The following is a 19,546-nucleotide window of genomic DNA, read 5'->3' as shown; positions in this document are numbered from 1 at the left end:
GGGTTTCTGAGAGCGTGCGGGATCGTGTGTCCCGGCGCTTTCAGAAGGCTGTTTGGTCTAGTTACTTGGTGGCGTCAGCGCGGCGTGCACGCTTGACTACCAGCAGCGTCACGCCACCGACTACCAGCAGGGTCGCGATGCCTGCACCCCACATGAGTTCAGCGTTGACACCGGTGTTGGCTAGCTCGCCGCCGGTCGTTGGACCCTGCGCATCGTTCTGGTTGCCGCCCTCGGAGCCTGCGCCACCCTCGCCTTCAGGCTGGGAAGGGGCGTCGGTTGGTGCTTCAGTTGGTGCCGTGGACGGTGCCTCGGTTGGAGTCTCGCTCGAGTCCTCAGAAGGCTTCTCAGTTGGCTGTTCCTCGCTCGGGGTCTCCGTTGGCTGCTCAGATGGAGTCTCGGTTGGATCCTCGCTCGGGGTCTCCGTTGGCGCGTCCGTCGGTTCCGCGGTCGGTTCCTCAGTTGGAGCCGCGGTCGGTTCCTCGCTTGGTGGAACGTCTTTAGCTACCCAGGCGGTGTTCAACAGCCACTTAGCTACATCGGTGTTGTCCATGTAGGAGCCGCGGACCGTGTCAGTCTTGGTTGCCAGCGCCTTCACGTCGGCAGCGTTTGCGCCCTTGAAGAAGAATGGTGCGAGCTGGTTGGTGTGTTCACCACTGTTCCAGCTCTGCTCTGCAGCCTTGTTGGTGCCCTGCGGGAGCATTGGCGCGAACTTGCCTTCTGGCTTGCCCGAGAGGTAACCGGTCTCGTGGTCTGCGGTGACGATGACGAGGGTTTCATCCCAGCTGGAGTTGGTTTCAACCCAGTCGATGACGCCGTCGACGGCCTTGTCGAAGTCCTGGACTTCTTCGATGTCGCGGTCGGTCTGGTTGGCGTGGCCTGCCCAGTCGATTGCGCCGCCTTCGACCATCAGGAAGAAGCCGTTGTCGTTGTTGTCGAGGACGTTGAGTGCGCCGTCAGTCATGGTGCGCAGGTCGATGACCTCGTTCTTTGCCTTGCCTTCGGCGCGGCTCTGCTGCAGGGTGCTACCTACCTCAGCGATACCGAATACGCGCTCTGGGGTCTCGCCCTTGGTGAGGTTAGAGAAGTCCTGGTTGTTGGTCACGAACGTGAAGTCGCTGTCACCAGACTCGAGCTTCTTGTAGGTATCTGCGCCGATGTACTTGTAGTTCGGGGTGGCGAGCTTCTTGTTATCGTCGTCGAAGAATGGGTGGCCTGCACCCATCACTACGTCCATGTTGCCGTTGACCTGCTCTTCAGCGATGCCGTGGTAGTCCTGGCGGGTCTGGTTGTGGGCGGAGTAGGCGGCTGGGGTTGCGTGCGAGAAGGGAACGCTGGAAACGACGCCTGCAGATTTACCGAGGGACTTGGCGCGTTCGCTGAGGTTCTCTACGACCTTCTTGTTTGGGTCAACACCGATGCCGGCGTTATAGGTCTTCACGCCGGTAGCCATGGCGGTGCCGGCTGCTGCGGAGTCGGTTGGGTTGTCTTTGACCCAGTCGAATTTGGTCCAGGCTTGCGAGGTGTCATATGCCGGGCCATCGACCCAGTGGGTGGACATTCCGGTGTGTTCCCAGGCCTGCCAGCCTTCGGTTGGCTTGGTGTTGCCGCCGTATGGCATGACCTTGTGGTCTGGACCGGTTTCTACCTGCCAGTGCACCTGGTTCTTGGTGTAGGCGTTGAGGTTGTCGATGTGGTTGTAGCCCATGCCGTCACCGATCAGTACGATGACGTTCTTTGGCCCGCCCGTAGCTGGGGCTTCTTCAGCCGTCGCTGTCGCGTGGGCTGGCATTGCGGTGAAGAACGATGCGAATGCAAGACCCGCTGTTGCGGTTGCAATCGCGGTGGTGCGAGGTGCTTTCACTGTGTCAATCCGTTCATTTGGCGTGATGGTGACCAACGCCAATGAGCCTAGGAAGCGAGGTAAACCTTCAATGCCTCTTTGGCCGTCCCCTCACCGACGGAATGGTTAACAAACAGTAAAGAATCCTGTGATTCACTGTGAACGAGCAATGAAAGAATGATCACTCAACATAGCTCGCCAATACAGACTTCTATATAAAGCGCACTCTTCGCTTTGGCTGATCTTTAAATGGCGGAAGGCCGCCACACATGTGGCGGCCTTCCTGAGAGTTCGGGCAGTCCCAGTGAGGCTTACTCGCTGTCTTCCTCGGACTTCTCTTCCGCTGGAGCCTCGGCAGCTTCTTCGCCTTCTTCTGCTTCCTCGTCCTCTGGAAGCTCGACTTCCTGTGGCTCAGCGATCGTCGCGATGACAGTGTCTTCTTCGATCTCGAGCTCAACGCCTTCAGGCAGTTCAATCTCGGATGCGAGGACGGAGCCTTCTTCGCGGCCATCGATGTTGACAACCAGGGTGTCTGGAATGTTGAGTGCCTCTGCCAGGACGGTGACTTCCTGGATGTCGAGGGTTGCTGCCAGACCTGGGGCGACCTCGCCCTGGTAGTCGAGGAAGACATCGACGGAGACCTTCTCGCCGCGCTTGACGATCAGCAGGTCGAGGTGATCAACGGTCTGGCGCAGTGGGTGGCGCTGGATGTCCTTCACCATGACGAGGCGCTCATCGCCTGCGACCTTGAGGGACAGAATAGCGTTCGGCTGGCGGACAGCCAGGGTGGTCTGGTGCGATGGGAGCAGCAGGTGCTCTGGCTCGGAGCCGTGGCCGTAAACAACAGCTGGGATCTGGCCGTCGCGGCGTGCGCGCCGTGCCGAACCCTTACCGAAGTCTTCGCGGACCTCTACGTCAAGGGATTCGAATTTCTGCATGAGAGCTCTTCTCCTATTGGTCGATGACGCCACACCGTGAATATCTCCGCGTGTGCGGTGGTGTTGGCTGGTCTTCGCCCCGGGGGCTCGTCGTGGCTTCTAAGCTCACCTTCGGCCTGCACCTTGTGCTAGCCGGTAAATCCAGAAGGCCTCGTCGATCACGGGAACCGTAGTTCCCCTCGCCTGGGCAACTCCCCTAGTTTAGCAGAGCTCGCATGGTTAGGCGCGGCCGTCGAACAGGCTCGTGACGGAGCCGTCTTCGAAGACTTCCTTGATCGCGCGCGCCAGCAGTGGGGCGATCGAGAGCACCGTGAGGTTGTGGAAACGCTTCGAAGCTGGAACAGGCAACGTGTTGGTCACAACGATTTCGCGCGCACCGGATTCGCTCAAACGCTGCGCTGCCGGATCTGAGAAGACCGGGTGCGTTGCCGCGATGATGACGTCTTTAGCACCAGCGTTCTTCAGTACCGAAACCGCGCCGGAGATGGTGCCGCCGGTGTCGATCATGTCGTCGATCAGGATGCAGACGCGATCCTTAACCTCGCCGACCACGGTCTTTGATTCGGCCTTGTTCGGCACGGTGAGGTCACGGGTCTTGTGCACGAATGCCAGCGGCGCGTGGCCGAGGCGTTCAGCCCACATTTCAGCCACACGCACACGGCCGGTGTCCGGGGAGACGATCGTGAGCGGTTCGTTACCTACACGGGTGCGGATGTAGTCAGCGAGCAACGGGATCGCCATGAGGTGATCGACCGGGCCATCGAAGAAACCCTGGATCTGCGAGGTGTGCAGGTCCACGGACATGATACGGTCAGCGCCAGCGGTCTTATAAAGGTCAGCGACCAGGCGCGCGGTGATCGGCTCGCGGCCGCGGCCCTTCTTGTCCTGGCGAGCGTACGGGTAGAACGGCGAGACCACGGTGATGCGGCGGGCTGAGGCGCGCTTGAGCGCATCGATCATGATCAGCTGCTCCATGAGCCAGTTGTTCATCGGGAACGGATGGGACTGGATGACGAAGCATTCTTTACCGCGGACGGAATCCCCGGGGCGGACATAGATCTCACCGTTAGCGAAGTCATATGCGGAAACTGGGGCGAGCTCGGTTTTGAGCTCGTCGGCGATCTGTTGTGCCAGCTCTGGGTGGGCTCGGCCGGAAGCCAAGACCAGTTTTTTGTCTACGTTGTAGCTCAGTTCAGACATTGCGAGCTGTCCGTTCTCCTCGAGGATGGGGTGTTAGTTGGAGCTTCTATGACTGTACCGAATCAGGGGCGTGTTTCATCCGAACCGGTACGGGCTGTATCCGATCCGGTGGAGTTCTTTGCTTCAGTCAGGGCCGCGGCGACGGCGGCGGGGGTTCCTGCTCGTTTAGCTTCAACCCAGCCTTCTTTATTGACCTGCGGGGCATCAGAGATCACAAGTGCGCCAGCAGGGACGTCTTTGCGGACTACCGCGCCAGCGCCGGTGTATGCGCCGTCACCGATCTCGACGGGGGCGATGAACACGGTGGATGCGCCCGTGCGAACGTGCGAGCCGATCACGGTCTTGTGCTTGTTCACGCCGTCGTAGTTGGAGGTGATGTTTCCGCAACCGATGTTGCTGTCTTCCCCGATCACCGCATCACCTGAGTAGCCGAGGTGGGAGAGCTTGGTGCGATCCCCAATCTGGACGTTCTTAGTTTCGTAGAACGCGCCGATCTTGCCGTCTTCACCGAGCACGGTGTCTTTGCGGAGGTGGCTGAACGGGCCAACGGTCGATCCGGAGCCGATGCGGGATTCGGTTGCGTCGGTTCGTTTCACGGTCGCGTTCTGGCCCACGTGGGTGTCACGCAAGGTTGTGTCTGGCCCGATCACGGAGCCTTGGCCGACCGAGGTGCGGCCAACGAGCTGCACGTTCGGTAGCAGGGTCACGTCTTGGGACAAAGCGACATCGACGTCGATCCATGTGGTTTCAGGGTCTTGGATGGTGACCCCTTCGCGCATCCACTTTTCGGTGATGCGGCGGTTCAGTTCACGCCCCAGCGCGGAAAGCTGCACGCGATCGTTGGCGCCTTCTACCTGCCACTGATCGGTGGTCACTGCCGTTGAGATGCGGTGCCCGTCTTCACGCATGATGCCGAGCACATCGGTCAGATACATTTCGCCTTGGGCGTTGTCGGTCGAAACCCGGGCCAGAGCCGAACGCAGCTCGTTCGCGGAGAACGCGTAGATACCGGAGTTGACTTCGTTGATCAGACGCTGCTCTTCGGTGGCGTCTTTGTGCTCAACGATCCCGGTGACGTCGCCGTTTTCATCGCGCAGGATGCGGCCGTAGCCGGTCGGGTCTTCAACCGCGGCGGTCAGAACGGTTGCCGCGTTGCCCTCGGATTCGTGGCGCTCCACGAGTTCAGTGAGCAACTGCGGGGAAAGCAACGGGACGTCGCCGTAGGTCACCAAGACGGTGCCTTCAGCGAGGTCGTTCATCGCTTCAAGGCCAACTTGGACTGCGCGGCCGGTGCCTGGGATCTCGTCCTGGTCGACGATGCTCACGTCAGGCGCATGCTCGAGCACGTGGGTTGCAACGCGGTCACGCTGGTGACGCACAACCACGACGAGGCGATCGGGTTCCAGCGCATGCGCGGTATCGAGCGCGTGGCCGACCATCGAACGGCCACCGAGTGTGTGGAGGATTTTCGGCTTAGAGGATTTCATACGTGTTCCAGCACCTGCGGCTAGAACGATCACTGCTGCCGGATGGACGTTTTCGCTGGACACCTGGCTGTTTTTCCTTCCACTGCCCTGCCACTATCGCTCCGCCACTAGGATTCGAACCTAGACCACACAGCTCCAAAGGCTGGCGTGCTGCCGTTACACCATGGCGGATCAGCCTGGTACAGGCTGAACTGTTCAGGCCGTTGTCCATTGTGCCACGTTAGGCCTTGTTTTCTTAACCGTATGTCTTATGAGCGTCTATCTGTACGTCAATGAAACCGGCGCAGAAGCCACGTCATGAGCGCATCGAGGTGAGTTTTATCACCGTTGAGGTCTTCGGGATGCCACTGCACAGCCAGCATCCTGGAGTGTTGCCGGTGTTCGACGGCTTCCACGAGGCCGTCCGGGGCGGTCGCGACGGGCACGAGGTCTGCGGCGAGCGCATCGACGGCTTGGTGATGCGCGGAACGCACCGTGATTTCGGCTGACCCGTAGATGCGTTCGAGCGTGCTGCCGGCGGTGAGACTCACGCTGTGATCAGCCCAGCCGTCGCCATCTGGTGGTGACTTATGGATCGTAGGGTTGCCGATCTCCGGGATGAGCGTGCCGCCAAGCGCAACGTTGATGATCTGCAGGCCGCGGCAGATCCCTAACAGCGGCTTATTGGCGGCCAGGGTTTCATGCACGAGTTCTATCTCGAACGCATCGGCGCTCGCGCTCACACCTGCAAGATCGACCTCGGGCCACCGTTCACGCTCCAACCCATAGAACCCTGGATGCACATCAGCACCACCCAGGATAATGACCGCCTCCGCGCCCGCGACAACCTCGCTGGCGCTGCGTCCCGGTTTGAGAGCATCCACGAACCACGGTTGCACGTGCCCGCCGACCTCAATGAGTGAACGCCCCGTATGGGCTGCGAGCCCGTGAAGCTCATCGGAATAGCTGACAGGGACGTTCGCGGCATCCATGACGTAGCTCATCGCGATGCGCACCGGCCGATACTCACAGACCGGCCGATACTCAGTGACTTCCGTTTGTTCTGGCATCAACCTGCCCCCCTACCCGATCTTCACGGAGGCCTCGAGCCACGCCATCTCCAGCTCGTCCCTCTGCTCCCGCACCGCGTCCGCTTCCTGGGTGAGTTGGGTGACCGCCTCGAAATCCCCGGCCTCGGTCGCTTGGATGAGTTTCTCTTCTGCCTCGGCGAGCGCCTTCTCGACGCGTCCGAGTTGGCGTTCGTAGCGTTGCATGTCTTTGCGCGCTTCGCGCTGTTCGGCTGCCGAATACGCTGGCTTGTTTGGCTTGTGCGCGGGGGCTTCAGCTGCGCCCCCAGCGTCCGATGCGGCGGCGGGTTCTCCGTGCTGGCCTGTCCCGCTGTGGCTTATCCTGCTGTTGTCGGTGCCGGCGTGCGCTGCGTGTTCGCGTAGCTGCAGGTACTGCTCAACGCCGCCGGGCAGATCGCGGAGTTTGCCGTCTCCGAGCAGTGCGAGCTGGTGGTCGGTGACGCGTTCGAGCAGGTAGCGGTCGTGGGAGACAACGATCAGGGTTCCGGCCCACGTGTCGAGGAGGTCTTCGATCGCGGCGAGGGTGTCGGTGTCGAGGTCGTTGGTCGGCTCATCGAGCATCAGCACGTTGGGTTCACCCACCATGAGGCGTAAGAGTTGCAGGCGGCGTTTCTCGCCACCGGAGAGGTCCTTGACCGGGGTGTATTGCTTGTGCGCGTTGAACCCGACCTGCTCGAGTAGCTGACCGGCGGACACTTCGCGGCCTCCGGCGACAAACTGGCTGCCTTCTGCCTTGATGACGTCCACGACGCGCGTGTTCGCGAGCTCATCAAGCTCTTTGACTTCTTGGGAGAGGATCGCTGAAACCACGGTCTTGCCGCGCTTGACGCGCCCGGCGCTCGGTTCGAGTTGTCCGTCCAGTAGTCGCATGAGCGTGGATTTTCCTGCACCGTTGACGCCCACAAGTCCCACGCGTTCCCCTGGTGCCAGCCGCCACGTGATGTCATCGAAGAGTGCGCGGCCGTTGGGCAGCGTATAGGTGAGGTCTTCGGCGTCGATGACGTCTTTGCCTTGCCGGGCCATCGCCATTTTCTTCAGCTCGAGGCTTTCGCGTGGTGCGGGAACGTCTTCGATGATCGCGTTGGCTGCTTGGATGCGGAACTTGGGTTTCGAGGTGCGTGCCGGTGCGCCGCGGCGCAGCCACGCAAGCTCCTTTTTGACAAGTTGCTGTCGTTTGCTTTCCTTGACCGCAGCGGCGCGGTCGCGTTCGGCCCGAGCCAGAACATAGGCCGCATACCCGCCATCAAAAGCATCCACCATCGCATCGTGGACCTCCCACGTCATGGTGCATACGGCATCCAGGAACCAGCGGTCGTGAGTCACCACCAGGAACGCGTTCTCGTTGGCGCGCCACCGCTGGTTCAAGTGCTCAGCCAGCCATGCGACCGACTCAACGTCGAGGTGGTTGGTGGGCTCATCGAGCATGATGACGTCCCAGTCAGCAACCAGCAGCTTGGCAAGCGCGGTACGGCGGCGTTGCCCGCCGGAGAGCTCCCCGACTTTCTTGTTCAGATCGATGCCTTCGGTCAACCCGCTCATGATGTCACGGATGCGGGCATCGGCGGCCCATTCGTGTTCCGGAACATCACCCACGATCGCCTCAAGCACGCTCAGTTCGGGGTCTAAAACGTCGGCTTGATCGAGGTAACCGACCCGCAGATCACGCCGATGCGTCACCCGCCCGGTATCTGGTTCGATCCGTTGCGCCAGAAGCTTCATGAGTGTGGACTTGCCGTCGCCGTTACGGCCCACAATCCCGATGCGGTCGCCCTCGTCGATGCCGAGCGTCACGTTATCGAGCACGGTGCGGGTACCAAACGTGATGGAGATCGATTCAGCACCTAAGAGGTGGGACATCTGTACAGGGTTTCCTTCTCAATGAATAGTTTTCAGTGGATAGTGTGCGTGGATGCTTTCAGCGTGCAGGTTTCAGCGCGTGAAGTTCGCCAGGCCGGGCTGGCCTCCAGACCGCGCTGGCTACCAGGCCGGGCATGTCATCAGGCAGCGCTGGCCATCAAACTGCGCCGCAGTTGGGCAGGATCGAGGCCCCTGCCGCAGGTGCGCTCACCACGATGGTTTGTAGGTCGAGCTCATCACGTATCTGCATCGAGATCCGTTCCGCATGCGCTGATGAGTGCGCGATGCAGGCCAGGGTTGGCCCGGAGCCTGATACGAGCGTTTTGTGCGCCCCGGCTTCCTCGGTTCGTTCGATGACGTGCGCGAGTTCCGGTGCAAGCGCGATGCTGGCCGGAGTGAGGTCGTTATGCACGGAAGCTGCGAGCTTGAGCGGGTCCCCTTCGAGTAGGGCGTGGAGAACCTCGGGCGAGACTTCCTGAGGCGCGGGCACGCTCACATCGGCTCGTTCGCGTTGCCGGTCAAGCTCCTGATACACCTTCGGTGTTGAGAGCCCGTACGATGCCGGGATCAGAACCCAGTGCGATTCGGTGCGCAGCGGCACTGGCGCGAGGTCTTCCCCGCGCCCCAGGCCGACGGCCGCGCCGCCGAACAGCGCGAAGGGAACATCCGAGCCGAGCCCCGCGGCGATCGAGGCGAGGTCTTGCCTGCTCAGGCGGGTCTCCCACAGCGCATTGCACGCAACGAGTGCCGCGGCCGCGTCCGCGGAGCCGCCTCCCATGCCTCCAGCGATCGGCACACGCTTGAGGATGCGCAAGTCAGCTCCAGCGTGCACTCCGGTCGCGTCCCGCAAAGCGAGCGCGGCCTTCACTGCGAGGTTATCGGCTCCTACCGGGAAGCTCGCTTGATCCACCGCGATGCTCGATGCGTCATCGAGTTCCGCCGCGATCTCGCCGTCGTCACGGTGACGGGCGGTGACCTCTTCATCCAACCCGACCGCAAGATACAAGGTCGCAACCGGATGGAATCCGTCCTCGCGCGGGTCACCGCATTCGAAGCTGACGTTGATTTTGCCTGGTGCGCGCGCCGTGACCGTGCGCGCAAACCCCGATTGTTCCTCCAACGCTGGAAGACTCACACCCCACCACCTTGCTCTCCTACTTCTTCAACGGCAGCACTACTTTCACCTGCCGCGCCGCTGTCGCCTACCGCGCCGCTGTCGCTTGCTGCAGCGCGGGCCTGGGCGATCGCGATGAACTGCTCGATCTCAAGCTTCTCGCCGCGCAGCTGCGGGTCTACTCCTGCTGCACGCAGATATTCTTCGGCTGCTGCGGCGGAACCTGCCCATCCGGCTAACGCTGCCCGTAGCGTCTTGCGTCGTTGCGCGAATGCCGCATCGATCACCGCAAACGTCGCCTCCCGCAGAGCCTCATCCCCGCGTTTGGGGCCACGCGTGAACGCAACGAGCCCTGAGCGGATCTTGGGCGCGGGCCAGAACACGTTCATCCCGATGACCCCGGCTTTGGTCATGGACCCGTACCACGCGCCCTTGACGGAAGGGACCCCATAGAGCTTGTTCCCCGGCTTCGCTGCCAAACGGTCGGCTACCTCGTCTTGGACCATGACCAAACCGGAACGGATGCTCTCAAAGCGCGCCAACAGATGCAGCACTACGGGAACCGCGACGTTATAGGGCAGGTTCGCAACCAGCGCATCGGGTGCGCCCGGCAGCTCGGTGATCTTCAACGCGTCCTCATTGATGACCGTGAGGTTCTCATGCGTGCCCGGGCGCCACTGCTCCACCGTGCGCGGCAGGCGCTCGGCCAGCCGCGGATCAATCTCCACCGCGATCACGCGCGCAGCGGCATCCAGGATCCCCAACGTCAGCGAACCAAGGCCCGGCCCCACCTCAAGCACCGTCTCATCGCCCGTGAGGTGTGCGGCGGCAACGATGCGGCGGATCGTGTTCCCATCGATCACAAAGTTCTGCCCCAGCGTCTTAGTCGGGGTCACACCCAGCTCATCGGCGAGCGCACGAATATGAGCAGCCCCCAAAAGCGGAGCTGAAGCAGAAGATTCAGGCACGTGATTCATCCCCTCAATCCTAATGTCCTTAAACGGCCAAGCCCACGATGCCGCGGGAGACTCCCGCACCATCGTGGGCTTGAACAGTGCCTATTCCGGGTGATTTATTCCGGAGCTATAAGCCAACGTTCAGGTGCTGACCTGAAAGCACAGCGTGTGGCTTAGCGCAGGCCGAGACGGCTCGAGCATGCTGGCCAGTGGCCCCAGCCACCGTTAGCGCGCAACTTCTCTGCGGTAGCAACCTGCTCAGCTGGGGTTGCCTGGTGTGGCAGCGGAGCGTACTTGGTGCCGCCGGCTGCACGCCAGGAGGAAGCCGAGAACTGCAGGCCGCCGTAGTAGCCGTTACCGGAGTTGATGCTCCAGTTACCGCCGGACTCACACTGAGCCAGTGCCTGCCAGGTCGAGGAAACGCCGCCGCTTGGGGCCTTAGCCTTCGAGCTGGACTTCGACTTCTTCTTCTTACCCTTCGAGGAGTTGTTCGAGCTCTCCTCCGAGTCCGAGTTCTCCTCAGGCTCTGGGGCTTCTTCCTTGGTGCCAACCTTGATCAGCGCATCGACTGGCTCGCGGGTCACCTTATCGGAGACCTTCTTGGTGGAGACCTTCTTACCGTTACGGATCACAGTCTCGGTCACGACCTTGCGTTCACCAGCCTTGCCTTCGGTGACCGTCTCGGTCTTGCCCTTGGCGAGCTTGGCGTCCTCTTCACGCTTGGTTTCGAACGCGATCGCCTCGGTGGTGGTCTTCTTCTTCTTTTGGATCTTGTTGTACGTGATGGTGATGCCATCAGATACAACAGTGTTCCGGGCAGGCTTCACTTCGTCGTGCTTACCAACCTTGACGCCCTTATCGGCCAGAACCGCGTCAACATCGAGTGCGGTAGTAGTCAGAGTCGACTTCTTGCCCGCGAGGTTGAGCTTGACTTCCTTAGGGGTCAGCACGGTGAGCTTCTCAGCGCTTGCCAACTGGACGTGACCGTCGAGGTTGATGTCAGAACCGTCAGCGAGATCGAGCTCATCCACCAGCTCATCCACGGTGCGTGCGGTGGTCATGACGGTCTTGTCTTCGCCGTCGACCTGGTATTCGACCTTGTGAGCGGTCAGGATGTTGACGGTGTCGCCGTTCTTGATGTCGGAGTCTACGGCTGGCGTGACACGGTCGTGTTGGCCAACGGTGACATCAGCTGCCTTCAGGGCGTCTTCTACCTTCCCACCGAAGGTACGGACGTTTTGAGATTCCCCGTCGACGACAACCTCGATGGATTTGTTATTTGCTACGAACCCCACGGTTCCCAAGACCAGCGCCGAGGCTACAGTTGCCTGGCCGCCAATGATCAGACCGCGTTTCATCTTCTTGTTCACGAAAAACCTCATGCCTTGACAGGCACTATGTTCGGGGATATTTCTTTGCACACATGACCTTTTCCATGAAGCGCTCGATGAGCGTTCACGCTCGGCCTTCAGGGAAGGAAGTGCTTGTCAGCACCACACCGAAGGTCACGATGCGATAACAATCGTAACCTAATTGTTATCAAATCGCTACTTCAGCTCCTGCACAGTTTCGGGGTATGGCTATTGTTCAGGCGATTCTTGGGTGAAACCTGCGGCAAAATCCCCGTAAACACGCGTGCTGTTCTCGTTAAGTGTGTGGCAGAACTCATCTAGGTCCATGCCGAACATGTCCGCGACGAACCGCACCGCGTACGGGGTCATGTAGGGAGCGTTCGGGCGGCCCCGGAACGGGTGAGCAGTCAAGAACGGGGCGTCCGTCTCCGCCATCAACAGCTGTGGACCGGCCGCCATGATCGCTTCTCGAAGCTCATGGTTGTTCTTGAACGTCACGGTCCCGCCGAAGGAGACATACCAGCCGCGCTCGCGCGCCTTCTTCGCCATCGACACCGGGCCAGAGAAACAGTGGAAGACAACCGTTCCATCGAAGTTCTCTTCTTCCAAGATCCGCACCGTGTCATCGTGCGCGTCCCGGTCATGGATCTGTACCGGCAGGTTCAAACGCTGCGCAATATCAAGATGCCGGCGGAAGGATTCGTGCTGGGGCGCCCAGCCCTCCTCGGTGGTACGGAAGTAATCAAGCCCCGTCTCTCCGATCGCCCGCACCCGGGGATGCCCAGCCAACTGCTCGATGACCGCGAGATCATCCTCAAGGGTGCCTTCCGCATAAGCCCGCGCGGCATCGTTGGGGTGCAAGGCGACCGCGGCAAGCACGCGCTGATCAGATTCCGCCGCGGCAACAGACCAGCGCGAAGACTCAACATCGGTCCCGATCTGGACTGCCCCAGAGATACCGACCTGCTCGGCGACATCCATGTGCTGGCTCACAGATAACGCGACATCGCCGTCATGGAAATCCATGTGCGTGTGGTTATCGATCACCGGGACCGGCAATGGCTGCGGGGCCGGCGGATATTCGAGCTTACGGCGAGCACCCTGCTCGTTGACGGCCGCGCGCTTACGCCCGCTGTCATCGCCGAGGCCTTCGTGGGCCTCAGGGACATAAGGCCGCGGGGTTTCACCGGGAACAACCAAACCTTGATGTTCAGAACACATATCAACAACCTTAGCGATGCACCGCGAGGTTAACGACGGAGTGAGGTTATCGGCGGGGTGAGGTTTACGACGGGGTGGCCACCGCTGATGCGATGGCCACCCCGTTAGGTCACAGTCTGTGCAGAAGGCTTTACTTCTTGGCGTATGGGTCTGCGATACCGATGTACTGCACGGTGCTGTACTCCTCGATACCTTCGGCGCCACCTTCACGCCCCAGACCGGACTGCTTGACGCCACCGAATGGTGCGGCAGCGTTGGAGATCACGCCCTGGTTGAAGCCGACCAACCCGAATTCGATCTGATCCGCCACACGGATCAGGCGGTTGTAGTCCTTCGAGTAGATGTAGGAGGCCAAACCGTATTCGGATGCGTTGGCGAGTTCGATCGCTTCGTCCTCGGTAGCAAACGTCGTGACGGGGGCGACGGGGCCGAAGATCTCTTCACGCAGGATCTCGGCGTCGTGCGGAACATCGGTCAAGACGGTCGGGCGATAGAAGTAGCCGTCGCCTTCGATCTTCTCGCCACCGGTCGCGACCTTAGCACCCTGTTCAACCGCTTTAGTCACGATCGAGTGGATGTCCTCACGAGCGGACTCCTCGATGACCGGGCCAACGTTGACGTCTTCTTCGGTGCCGCGGCCAGGCTTGAGGGCGGCCATCTTCTCAGCGAACTTGCGGGTGAACTCTTCGGCGACCGAATCCTGGACCAGGAAGCGGTTCGCCGCGGTGCAGGCCTCACCCATGTTGCGCATCTTCGCCGCCATAGCGCCCTCAACCGCATCGTCAATGTCGGCGTCATCGAACACGATGAATGGCGCGTTGCCGCCCAACTCCATCGAGGTACGCAAAACGTTGTCTGCGGCGTCCTTGAGCAACTGGCGCCCCACCGGGGTGGAGCCGGTGAAGGAGACCTTACGTAGACGGTGATCCTGCATGATGGGGCCAGAAATCTGGGAAGCCGACTTACCAGCAACCACGTTCAAGACACCTGCTGGAAGGCCTGCCTCCATCATGACCTGAGCGAACAGCTGGGCAGTCAGCGGGGTCAACTTAGCTGGCTTCAAAACCATAGTGCAGCCGGCAGCTACAGCAGGAGCAACCTTGCGGGTCGCCATCGCCAGCGGGAAGTTCCACGGCGTGATCAGCAAGCACGGCCCAACAGGCTTGTGCTGCACGATCATCTTCATGTTGCCTTCAGGGGTCTCGTTGTAGCGGCCGTTGTGACGCACCGCTTCCTCAGAGAACCACCGCATGAACTCGTTGCCGTACTTAACCTCGCCCATCGCCTCGTTCAGAGGCTTACCCATCTCCAAGGTCATGAGCAGAGCGAAATCCTCGGCGCGTTCCTGAATCAGTTCGAAACCACGGCGCAGAATCTCAGAACGTTCACGGGCAGAGGTGCGAGCCCACGACGCCTGCACAGCATCAGCCGCATCCAAAGCGGCCTTAGCATCCTCAGAGGTGGCAGAGGCCAACGTAGCCAAAACCTTCCCCGTTGCAGGGTCGAGAACATCGAACGTTCCGCCATCAGAGGCATCGCGCCATTCACCATTGATCAGCAACCCCTTCGGGACTGATTCCAGCAGTTCGGCTTCGCGCTGTGAAGTCATGGTTCTCCTTTGCCACGGATCATCGAGGTCTACTTAGCTCAACTTATACGTGCGGCAAACTATTCCGCTAGAAAGCGACGCCGCATTTCGCTGACTGGCCCGGCTCGCCAGGGCCAGGTCCATTTCACGGCCAGGTCCCTTTTACGGCCGGGCAACACTTACGGCCAGGTCCCTTCCGCCGCCGAGCCACGCTTACCGCCGGGCCACACTTATGGCCGGGCTTTGACCGCCGCGTCATAGAGTTCCCGCCGGGACACCCCGTAAGCCTCGGCAAGCGATTTGCACACGTCTTTGAGCCGTTCACCTTCAGCTACCCGCTCTAGGACCAGCGGAACTAACTCTTCGATGCTGGCTTCAGCTTCTTCAGCGGCACCTTCTAACACCACCACGATCTCGCCGCGCGGAGGATCCTCCGCCACCCCGGCAAGCAACTCCTCGAGGGTTCCACGCCGATGCTCTTCAAACATTTTCGTAATCTCACGCGAAATCACCGCGCGACGCTGCCCACCCAAACCCTCGGCGAGCGCTTGAAAGGTCGCCTCGATCCGGTGCGGGGTCTCATAGAACACGACGGTGCGCGTCTCAGTGCTCATCGCGCGGATGAAGGCTGTGCGTTCAGAAGCCTTGCGCGGCATGAATCCTTCGAACGTGAACCGGTCTGTCGGCAACCCCGATGCGGCGAGTGCACAGATCAGTGCCGAAGGCCCCGGGATCACCGTGACGGGCACATCCTCGATGACCGCGCGCGCGACAATCCGGTAGCCAGGATCAGAAATACCTGGCATGCCTGCATCACTGACCACCACAACGTGCGCCCCACGGCGAGCCCGCTCCACCAACTCATCCGCACGCGAACGCTCATTATGTTCGTGATACGCAACCAACTCACCGCGAGCCCTCACGTCCAAAGCCCGCAACAGCTTCGCCGTGGTCCGCGTGTCCTCACACGCCACCACATCGGCCTCTTCCAACGCCGCGAGCAACCGCGGGCTCGCATCCCCAATATTCCCAATCGGGGTACCAGCAATCTCGATGCGACCAGTTACATCACTCACACCACCAGCCTACCCAGCCGCCACTACACCAACACCGCGGCACATCGCCTCCGCTACAGTGTGTCCGTATTACTTTGGTATTACCCTCCTAGCCATCTTCCGGCCTCAAACCCCGTAGTTCAGTAGAGTAAGCCTGTGACTGTTTCCGCGCGCACCACTTCTCAAGCTCAACGGCAACAGCACGCCCACCGCAAACAGGGGGCGCAGCTGAGCCGTTCAAGACCGAGCCTCGACGAGCTACTGCTCCGCCTCACCGGCATGCCCGGCGGCAAGCTCAACACGGTCGTTTCACACGCGCGCTGGTGGCTACCTCTGCTGATCGGTGCACTCGCCGCGATCATCAGATTCTTCAACCTGGGCCACCCACACCAACTCATTTTCGACGAAACCTACTACGTCAAAGACGCCTACTCACTTCTGAACTACGGCTACGAACGCCAATGGCCGCAAGACATCAACGAAGACTTCGTCAACGGATCGGCAACACCGAGTAACGAGGCCTCCTACGTCGTCCACCCACCACTGGGTAAATGGATCATGGCGCTGGGAATGGCGATCTTCGGAACAGACACCGGGCTCGGCTGGCGTGCAGGCACCGCTTTCGCCGGAACCATCGCAGCCGTCTTCACAACCATGGCCGCAACCCGCCTGTTCCGCTCCGCCGTATGGGGCGGGCTCGCCGGAGTATTCGTAGCGCTCGACGGCCAACAGATCGCGCTATCGAGGACCGGGATCCTCGACATCTTCTACTTCATGTTCATCACGATCATCGCGTGGCTCGTACTCGTAGACCGCGATTACGGGCGCCGCCAACTGGCCTACGCGCTCGCCGGAGACGCCGAGGCCTCTAGCGATAAACGCAAGGTAGCGGCCCTCTATAAAGGGGTGGGGCCGCGCTTATGGTCCCGGCCGTGGCAGATCGGCATCGGTGTTTCACTGGGTGCCTTGTGCGCTATCAAATGGTCCGGAATCACCTTCGTCGCTGTCTTCGGCCTACTCATCGTGTGGTGGGACTGCCAAGCCCGCCGTGCCGCTGGGATCCAACAATGGCTCAAAGGCGGCGTACTCCACAACGGCATCCCCGCGTTCATCCGCGTAGTACCCGTCGCGGCACTGACCTATCTTTTCACCTGGCTACCGTGGCTGATGCAGCCGCGCGCCTGGGGCCACGGGCTCGCCGAACGCGAAGGTGCGGCATGGGTCAAGCTCTTCCCAGCACCGCTAGCTGACCTGCTGACCTACCACGGCAAGGCCTACGCATTCCACACCGGGCTGACCAAAGACCACGGCTGGGCGTCCAACCCGTGGACCTGGCTCGTTGCAGGGCGCCCAACGCTGTTCAAATGGGACACCACCACCCGCGACGGCGTCGAATGCGAACCCGGCCGCAACTGCGTCCAAATCATCACCGACCTACCCAACCCGCTCCTGTGGTGGGCCGGGACCCTCTGCATCTTCATCGTGCTGTGGGCCTTCCTCGCTCGCCGCGACTGGGTAGCACTCATGATCCTGGCAGGTGTTGTAGCCGGCTACATCCCGTGGCTGTTCTATCCAGAACGCACGATGTTCTTCTTCTACACGACCGGCTTCCAACTCAGCTGGATCCTCGCAGTCGTCTATGCGCTACGTATGCTCGCCCCGCCACCGGGCACGCCCAAGCTCCAAGCGAAGATCCGCACCGGAATCCTAGCCGGCATCGTCGCCATCATCCTGCTCACATCCGCTTTCTTCCTACCGATCGTCACAGGCGGAACACTTTTGAGCGAACACGCCCAGTGGCGCATCTGGATACCAAGCTGGACATAACCCGTCCGCCCCCCTATCCGGTGCAGCCGACTGCCCCACCGCTAGAACCCATCGGCCTTCAAGGAGAATCAGTGCGCGAACGGTGCATGCCGCAACTTGAAACGTTGCCATCCAACTACAACACGCCACAGCTGTTGCTTGACCGGATTGCACGCAACAAGCCCCTACCCGTCTACTCCGTCTATGACCCCAATGCCGAAACCTGGGTGGACGTTACCGGGGAACACTACAAACGCCTCGTAACCGACCTCGCGAAAGCCCTCATCGCCCACGGTTTCGAAGAAGGCTCCGTGCTCGCGATCATGGCCCCCACATCCTTCGAATGGGCACTAGCCGAACAAGCCGCATGGTTTGCAGGCGGGATCTCCGTATCGATCTATGAGACCTCCTCGATCTCCCAGATCGAATGGATCCTCACCGATTCCGGGGCAAGCCACCTTTTGACCCAAACACCGGACGCCTCCGACCCGGCCGCGCAAGCGGTAGCGAATCTGCCTGCAGACCGCGCGCCACGCCACCTGCGCATGGACGTCGTCAACGACGCCGGCCACCCAGCCACGGTTCTCTACGACGGTGTACCCGTGGGCGCCGGACTCGCAGACCTCATGGCCTCCGGACGTGACTCCGGGGTGCCCGACGACGAAGTGAACCTTCGCCGCAGCCGCCCGGGACTCAACGATCCCGCAACCCTCGTGTACACCTCCGGAACCGTCGGGCGCCCTAAAGGGTGCATCATCACCCACGGCAACATCACGCTCGTAGCCGTCAACCTCGTTGAGCACTTGAGCGAAGTCGTTGGAGAGGGCGGGCGCACCGCGCTGTTCCTGCCGCTGGCCCACATCCTCGCCCGTGCCGTACAGCACGCATGCATGTACCGCGACATCACGGTCTCCCACTGCTCGCCGCGCACCGTGACCCGAGACCTCCCGAACATCAAACCAACATTCCTGCTTGCAGTGCCGCGCATCTACGAAAAACTCATGGCTGGCGCGCTCGCCAAAGCAGAAGCCGAGGGCAAGGGCTGGCTGTTCCGCCGCGCCCGCTACATCGCGACCCAACGTGGACGCGCCGAAGACCAGGTGCGCCGCGGCCAGCAGAAGCCACGCAGCAACCCGCTGCATGAGGCCGAATACCGGCTATACAACAAGCTCGTGTACCCGAAGATCCGCGAAATCATGGGTGGAGAAGTTCGCTACTCGATCTCCGGGGCTTCTCCCCTGTTCCCGGACCTCGCGCACTTCTTCAACGCGATCGGCCTCGGTGTGCTAGAAGGCTACGGCCTCACCGAAACCACCGCACCCTTGAGCGTGAACATGCCAGGTATACAGCGCGTCGGCTCGGTCGGTTTGCCGATCCCCGGAACCTGCGTGCGCATCGCCGATGACGGCGAAATCCTCGTGAAAGGCATCGGGGTTTTCGCCGGCTATTGGAACAACCCGGAAGCCACTCAGGAAGCCTTCAACGACGAGGACTTCTTCTACACCGGCGACCTCGGTGAGCTCGATGAAGACGGCTTCCTCACCGTTACCGGACGTAAGAAAGACATCATCGTGACCGCCGGCGGTAAGAACGTTGTCCCCGGCCCGCTCGAGGAGATCGTGCGGGAAGGCCGCATCGTGTCCCAGGTTGTTCTCCTGGGTGATGACAAGCCTTTCGTTTCAGCGCTGGTGACCCTGGATGAAGACGAACTACACACCTGGGCGAAGGCAGAGAAGGTCTCCGGAGTAGCGACCCTGGCCGATGCGGTGCGCAACATGCGCGTGCATGAGGAAATCCAGTCATACATCAACCGCGCCAACTCGACCGTGTCCCGGGCTGAATCTATCCGCAAGTTCGTGATCCTCGATGAAGACTTCAGCGAGGACGAAGGCACCCTCACTCCATCGATGAAGGTACGCCGCCCGCAGGTCTATCAGCAGTATGCTGACACGATCAACACGATCTACCGCAAACGCTCATAGCTGGGCGGCAACGTAGGTCAACAACACGGGTGGGCGGTAGCTGTGGCCAGCTACCGCCCACCCGTGTTTGAGCTCAAGCCTCA

General features: G+C 61.0%; 14 protein-coding genes and 1 tRNA gene. 2 read left to right on the top strand and 13 right to left on the bottom strand.

All coding sequences use genetic code 11. The features are described 5' to 3' along the window. Window positions 1-61 precede the first annotated feature (61 nt). From J2S67_RS01885 to rsmI, 13 genes are all read right to left on the bottom strand, one after another. The gene (locus tag J2S67_RS01885) at window positions 62-1,861 is read right to left on the bottom strand and encodes an alkaline phosphatase (protein WP_310245748.1); all 1,800 of its coding nucleotides are present in this window, start codon (window positions 1,859-1,861) and stop codon (window positions 62-64) included. 290 nt (window positions 1,862-2,151) lie between these two features. After that, the gene (locus J2S67_RS01880) at window positions 2,152-2,778 is read right to left on the bottom strand and encodes a 50S ribosomal protein L25/general stress protein Ctc (RefSeq protein ID WP_035756211.1); all 627 of its coding nucleotides are present in this window, start codon (window positions 2,776-2,778) and stop codon (window positions 2,152-2,154) included. Between the two features lie 219 nt (window positions 2,779-2,997). Beyond that, on the bottom strand, window positions 2,998-3,978 hold the full coding sequence (locus tag J2S67_RS01875) for a ribose-phosphate diphosphokinase (RefSeq protein ID WP_035756212.1): 981 nt from the start codon (window positions 3,976-3,978) through the stop codon (window positions 2,998-3,000). Between the two features lie 62 nt (window positions 3,979-4,040). Then, window positions 4,041-5,528: a bifunctional UDP-N-acetylglucosamine diphosphorylase/glucosamine-1-phosphate N-acetyltransferase GlmU gene (gene glmU, locus J2S67_RS01870; RefSeq protein WP_310245743.1), complete on the bottom strand. Its 1,488-nt coding sequence runs from the start codon at window positions 5,526-5,528 to the stop codon at window positions 4,041-4,043. Between the two features lie 36 nt (window positions 5,529-5,564). Then, window positions 5,565-5,636: transfer RNA gene (locus J2S67_RS01865), tRNA-Gln, on the bottom strand. A gap of 98 nt (window positions 5,637-5,734) precedes the next feature. Continuing rightward, window positions 5,735-6,514, bottom strand: a complete 780-nt coding sequence (locus J2S67_RS01860) for a gamma-glutamyl-gamma-aminobutyrate hydrolase family protein (protein ID WP_310245741.1) — start codon at window positions 6,512-6,514, stop codon at window positions 5,735-5,737. A gap of 12 nt (window positions 6,515-6,526) precedes the next feature. Continuing rightward, the gene (locus J2S67_RS01855) at window positions 6,527-8,389 is read right to left on the bottom strand and encodes an ABC-F family ATP-binding cassette domain-containing protein (protein WP_310245738.1); all 1,863 of its coding nucleotides are present in this window, start codon (window positions 8,387-8,389) and stop codon (window positions 6,527-6,529) included. Window positions 8,390-8,546: 157 nt separating this feature from the next. Beyond that, window positions 8,547-9,524, bottom strand: a complete 978-nt coding sequence (locus J2S67_RS01850; protein WP_070489968.1) for a 4-(cytidine 5'-diphospho)-2-C-methyl-D-erythritol kinase — start codon at window positions 9,522-9,524, stop codon at window positions 8,547-8,549. Further along, window positions 9,521-10,480 carry a 16S rRNA (adenine(1518)-N(6)/adenine(1519)-N(6))-dimethyltransferase RsmA gene (rsmA, locus tag J2S67_RS01845; RefSeq protein WP_084590415.1) on the bottom strand — a complete coding sequence of 320 codons (960 nt, stop codon included), beginning with the start codon at window positions 10,478-10,480 and terminating at the stop codon, window positions 9,521-9,523. The genes J2S67_RS01850 and rsmA overlap by 4 nt, the downstream gene beginning before the upstream one ends. 152 nt (window positions 10,481-10,632) lie before the next feature. Further along, a complete protein-coding gene (locus J2S67_RS01840) occupies window positions 10,633-11,829 on the bottom strand; it encodes a resuscitation-promoting factor (RefSeq protein ID WP_176744712.1) in 1,197 nt (398 codons plus the stop codon). Window positions 11,830-12,039: 210 nt separating this feature from the next. Beyond that, window positions 12,040-13,032: a TatD family hydrolase gene (locus J2S67_RS01835; protein ID WP_310245731.1), complete on the bottom strand. Its 993-nt coding sequence runs from the start codon at window positions 13,030-13,032 to the stop codon at window positions 12,040-12,042. A 130-nt stretch (window positions 13,033-13,162) separates the two neighbouring features. After that, window positions 13,163-14,641 (bottom strand): NAD-dependent succinate-semialdehyde dehydrogenase, encoded by a 1,479-nt coding sequence (locus tag J2S67_RS01830; RefSeq protein WP_035756215.1) that lies wholly within the window; start codon window positions 14,639-14,641, stop codon window positions 13,163-13,165. A gap of 209 nt (window positions 14,642-14,850) precedes the next feature. Further along, window positions 14,851-15,696 (bottom strand): 16S rRNA (cytidine(1402)-2'-O)-methyltransferase, encoded by an 846-nt coding sequence (gene rsmI / locus J2S67_RS01825; RefSeq protein ID WP_310245724.1) that lies wholly within the window; start codon window positions 15,694-15,696, stop codon window positions 14,851-14,853. Window positions 15,697-15,831: 135 nt separating this feature from the next. Between rsmI and J2S67_RS01820 the strand changes: the two genes are divergently transcribed. Then, window positions 15,832-17,502: a dolichyl-phosphate-mannose--protein mannosyltransferase gene (locus J2S67_RS01820; protein ID WP_052048455.1), complete on the top strand. Its 1,671-nt coding sequence runs from the start codon at window positions 15,832-15,834 to the stop codon at window positions 17,500-17,502. A gap of 86 nt (window positions 17,503-17,588) precedes the next feature. Further along, window positions 17,589-19,463, top strand: a complete 1,875-nt coding sequence (locus J2S67_RS01815) for an AMP-dependent synthetase/ligase (RefSeq protein ID WP_310245719.1) — start codon at window positions 17,589-17,591, stop codon at window positions 19,461-19,463. Window positions 19,464-19,546 lie beyond the last annotated feature (83 nt).

It is taken from the genome of Pseudoglutamicibacter albus, assembly GCF_031458175.1.
In the GTDB taxonomy this organism is placed as follows: domain Bacteria; phylum Actinomycetota; class Actinomycetes; order Actinomycetales; family Micrococcaceae; genus Pseudoglutamicibacter; species Pseudoglutamicibacter albus.
This window is presented reverse-complemented; position numbering and strand designations above follow the sequence as displayed.

Coding starts and splice junctions, on each gene's coding strand:
- J2S67_RS01860 (WP_310245741.1), bottom strand. CDS start 6,514: ATGCCAGAACAAACGGAAGTCACTGAGTATCGGCCGGTCTGTGAGTAT.
- J2S67_RS01815 (WP_310245719.1), top strand. CDS start 17,589: ATGCCGCAACTTGAAACGTTGCCATCCAACTACAACACGCCACAGCTG.
- J2S67_RS01835 (WP_310245731.1), bottom strand. CDS start 13,032: ATGTGTTCTGAACATCAAGGTTTGGTTGTTCCCGGTGAAACCCCGCGG.
- J2S67_RS01830 (WP_035756215.1), bottom strand. CDS start 14,641: ATGACTTCACAGCGCGAAGCCGAACTGCTGGAATCAGTCCCGAAGGGG.
- J2S67_RS01855 (WP_310245738.1), bottom strand. CDS start 8,389: ATGTCCCACCTCTTAGGTGCTGAATCGATCTCCATCACGTTTGGTACC.
- J2S67_RS01875 (WP_035756212.1), bottom strand. CDS start 3,978: ATGTCTGAACTGAGCTACAACGTAGACAAAAAACTGGTCTTGGCTTCC.
- J2S67_RS01880 (WP_035756211.1), bottom strand. CDS start 2,778: ATGCAGAAATTCGAATCCCTTGACGTAGAGGTCCGCGAAGACTTCGGT.
- rsmA (WP_084590415.1), bottom strand. CDS start 10,480: ATGAATCACGTGCCTGAATCTTCTGCTTCAGCTCCGCTTTTGGGGGCT.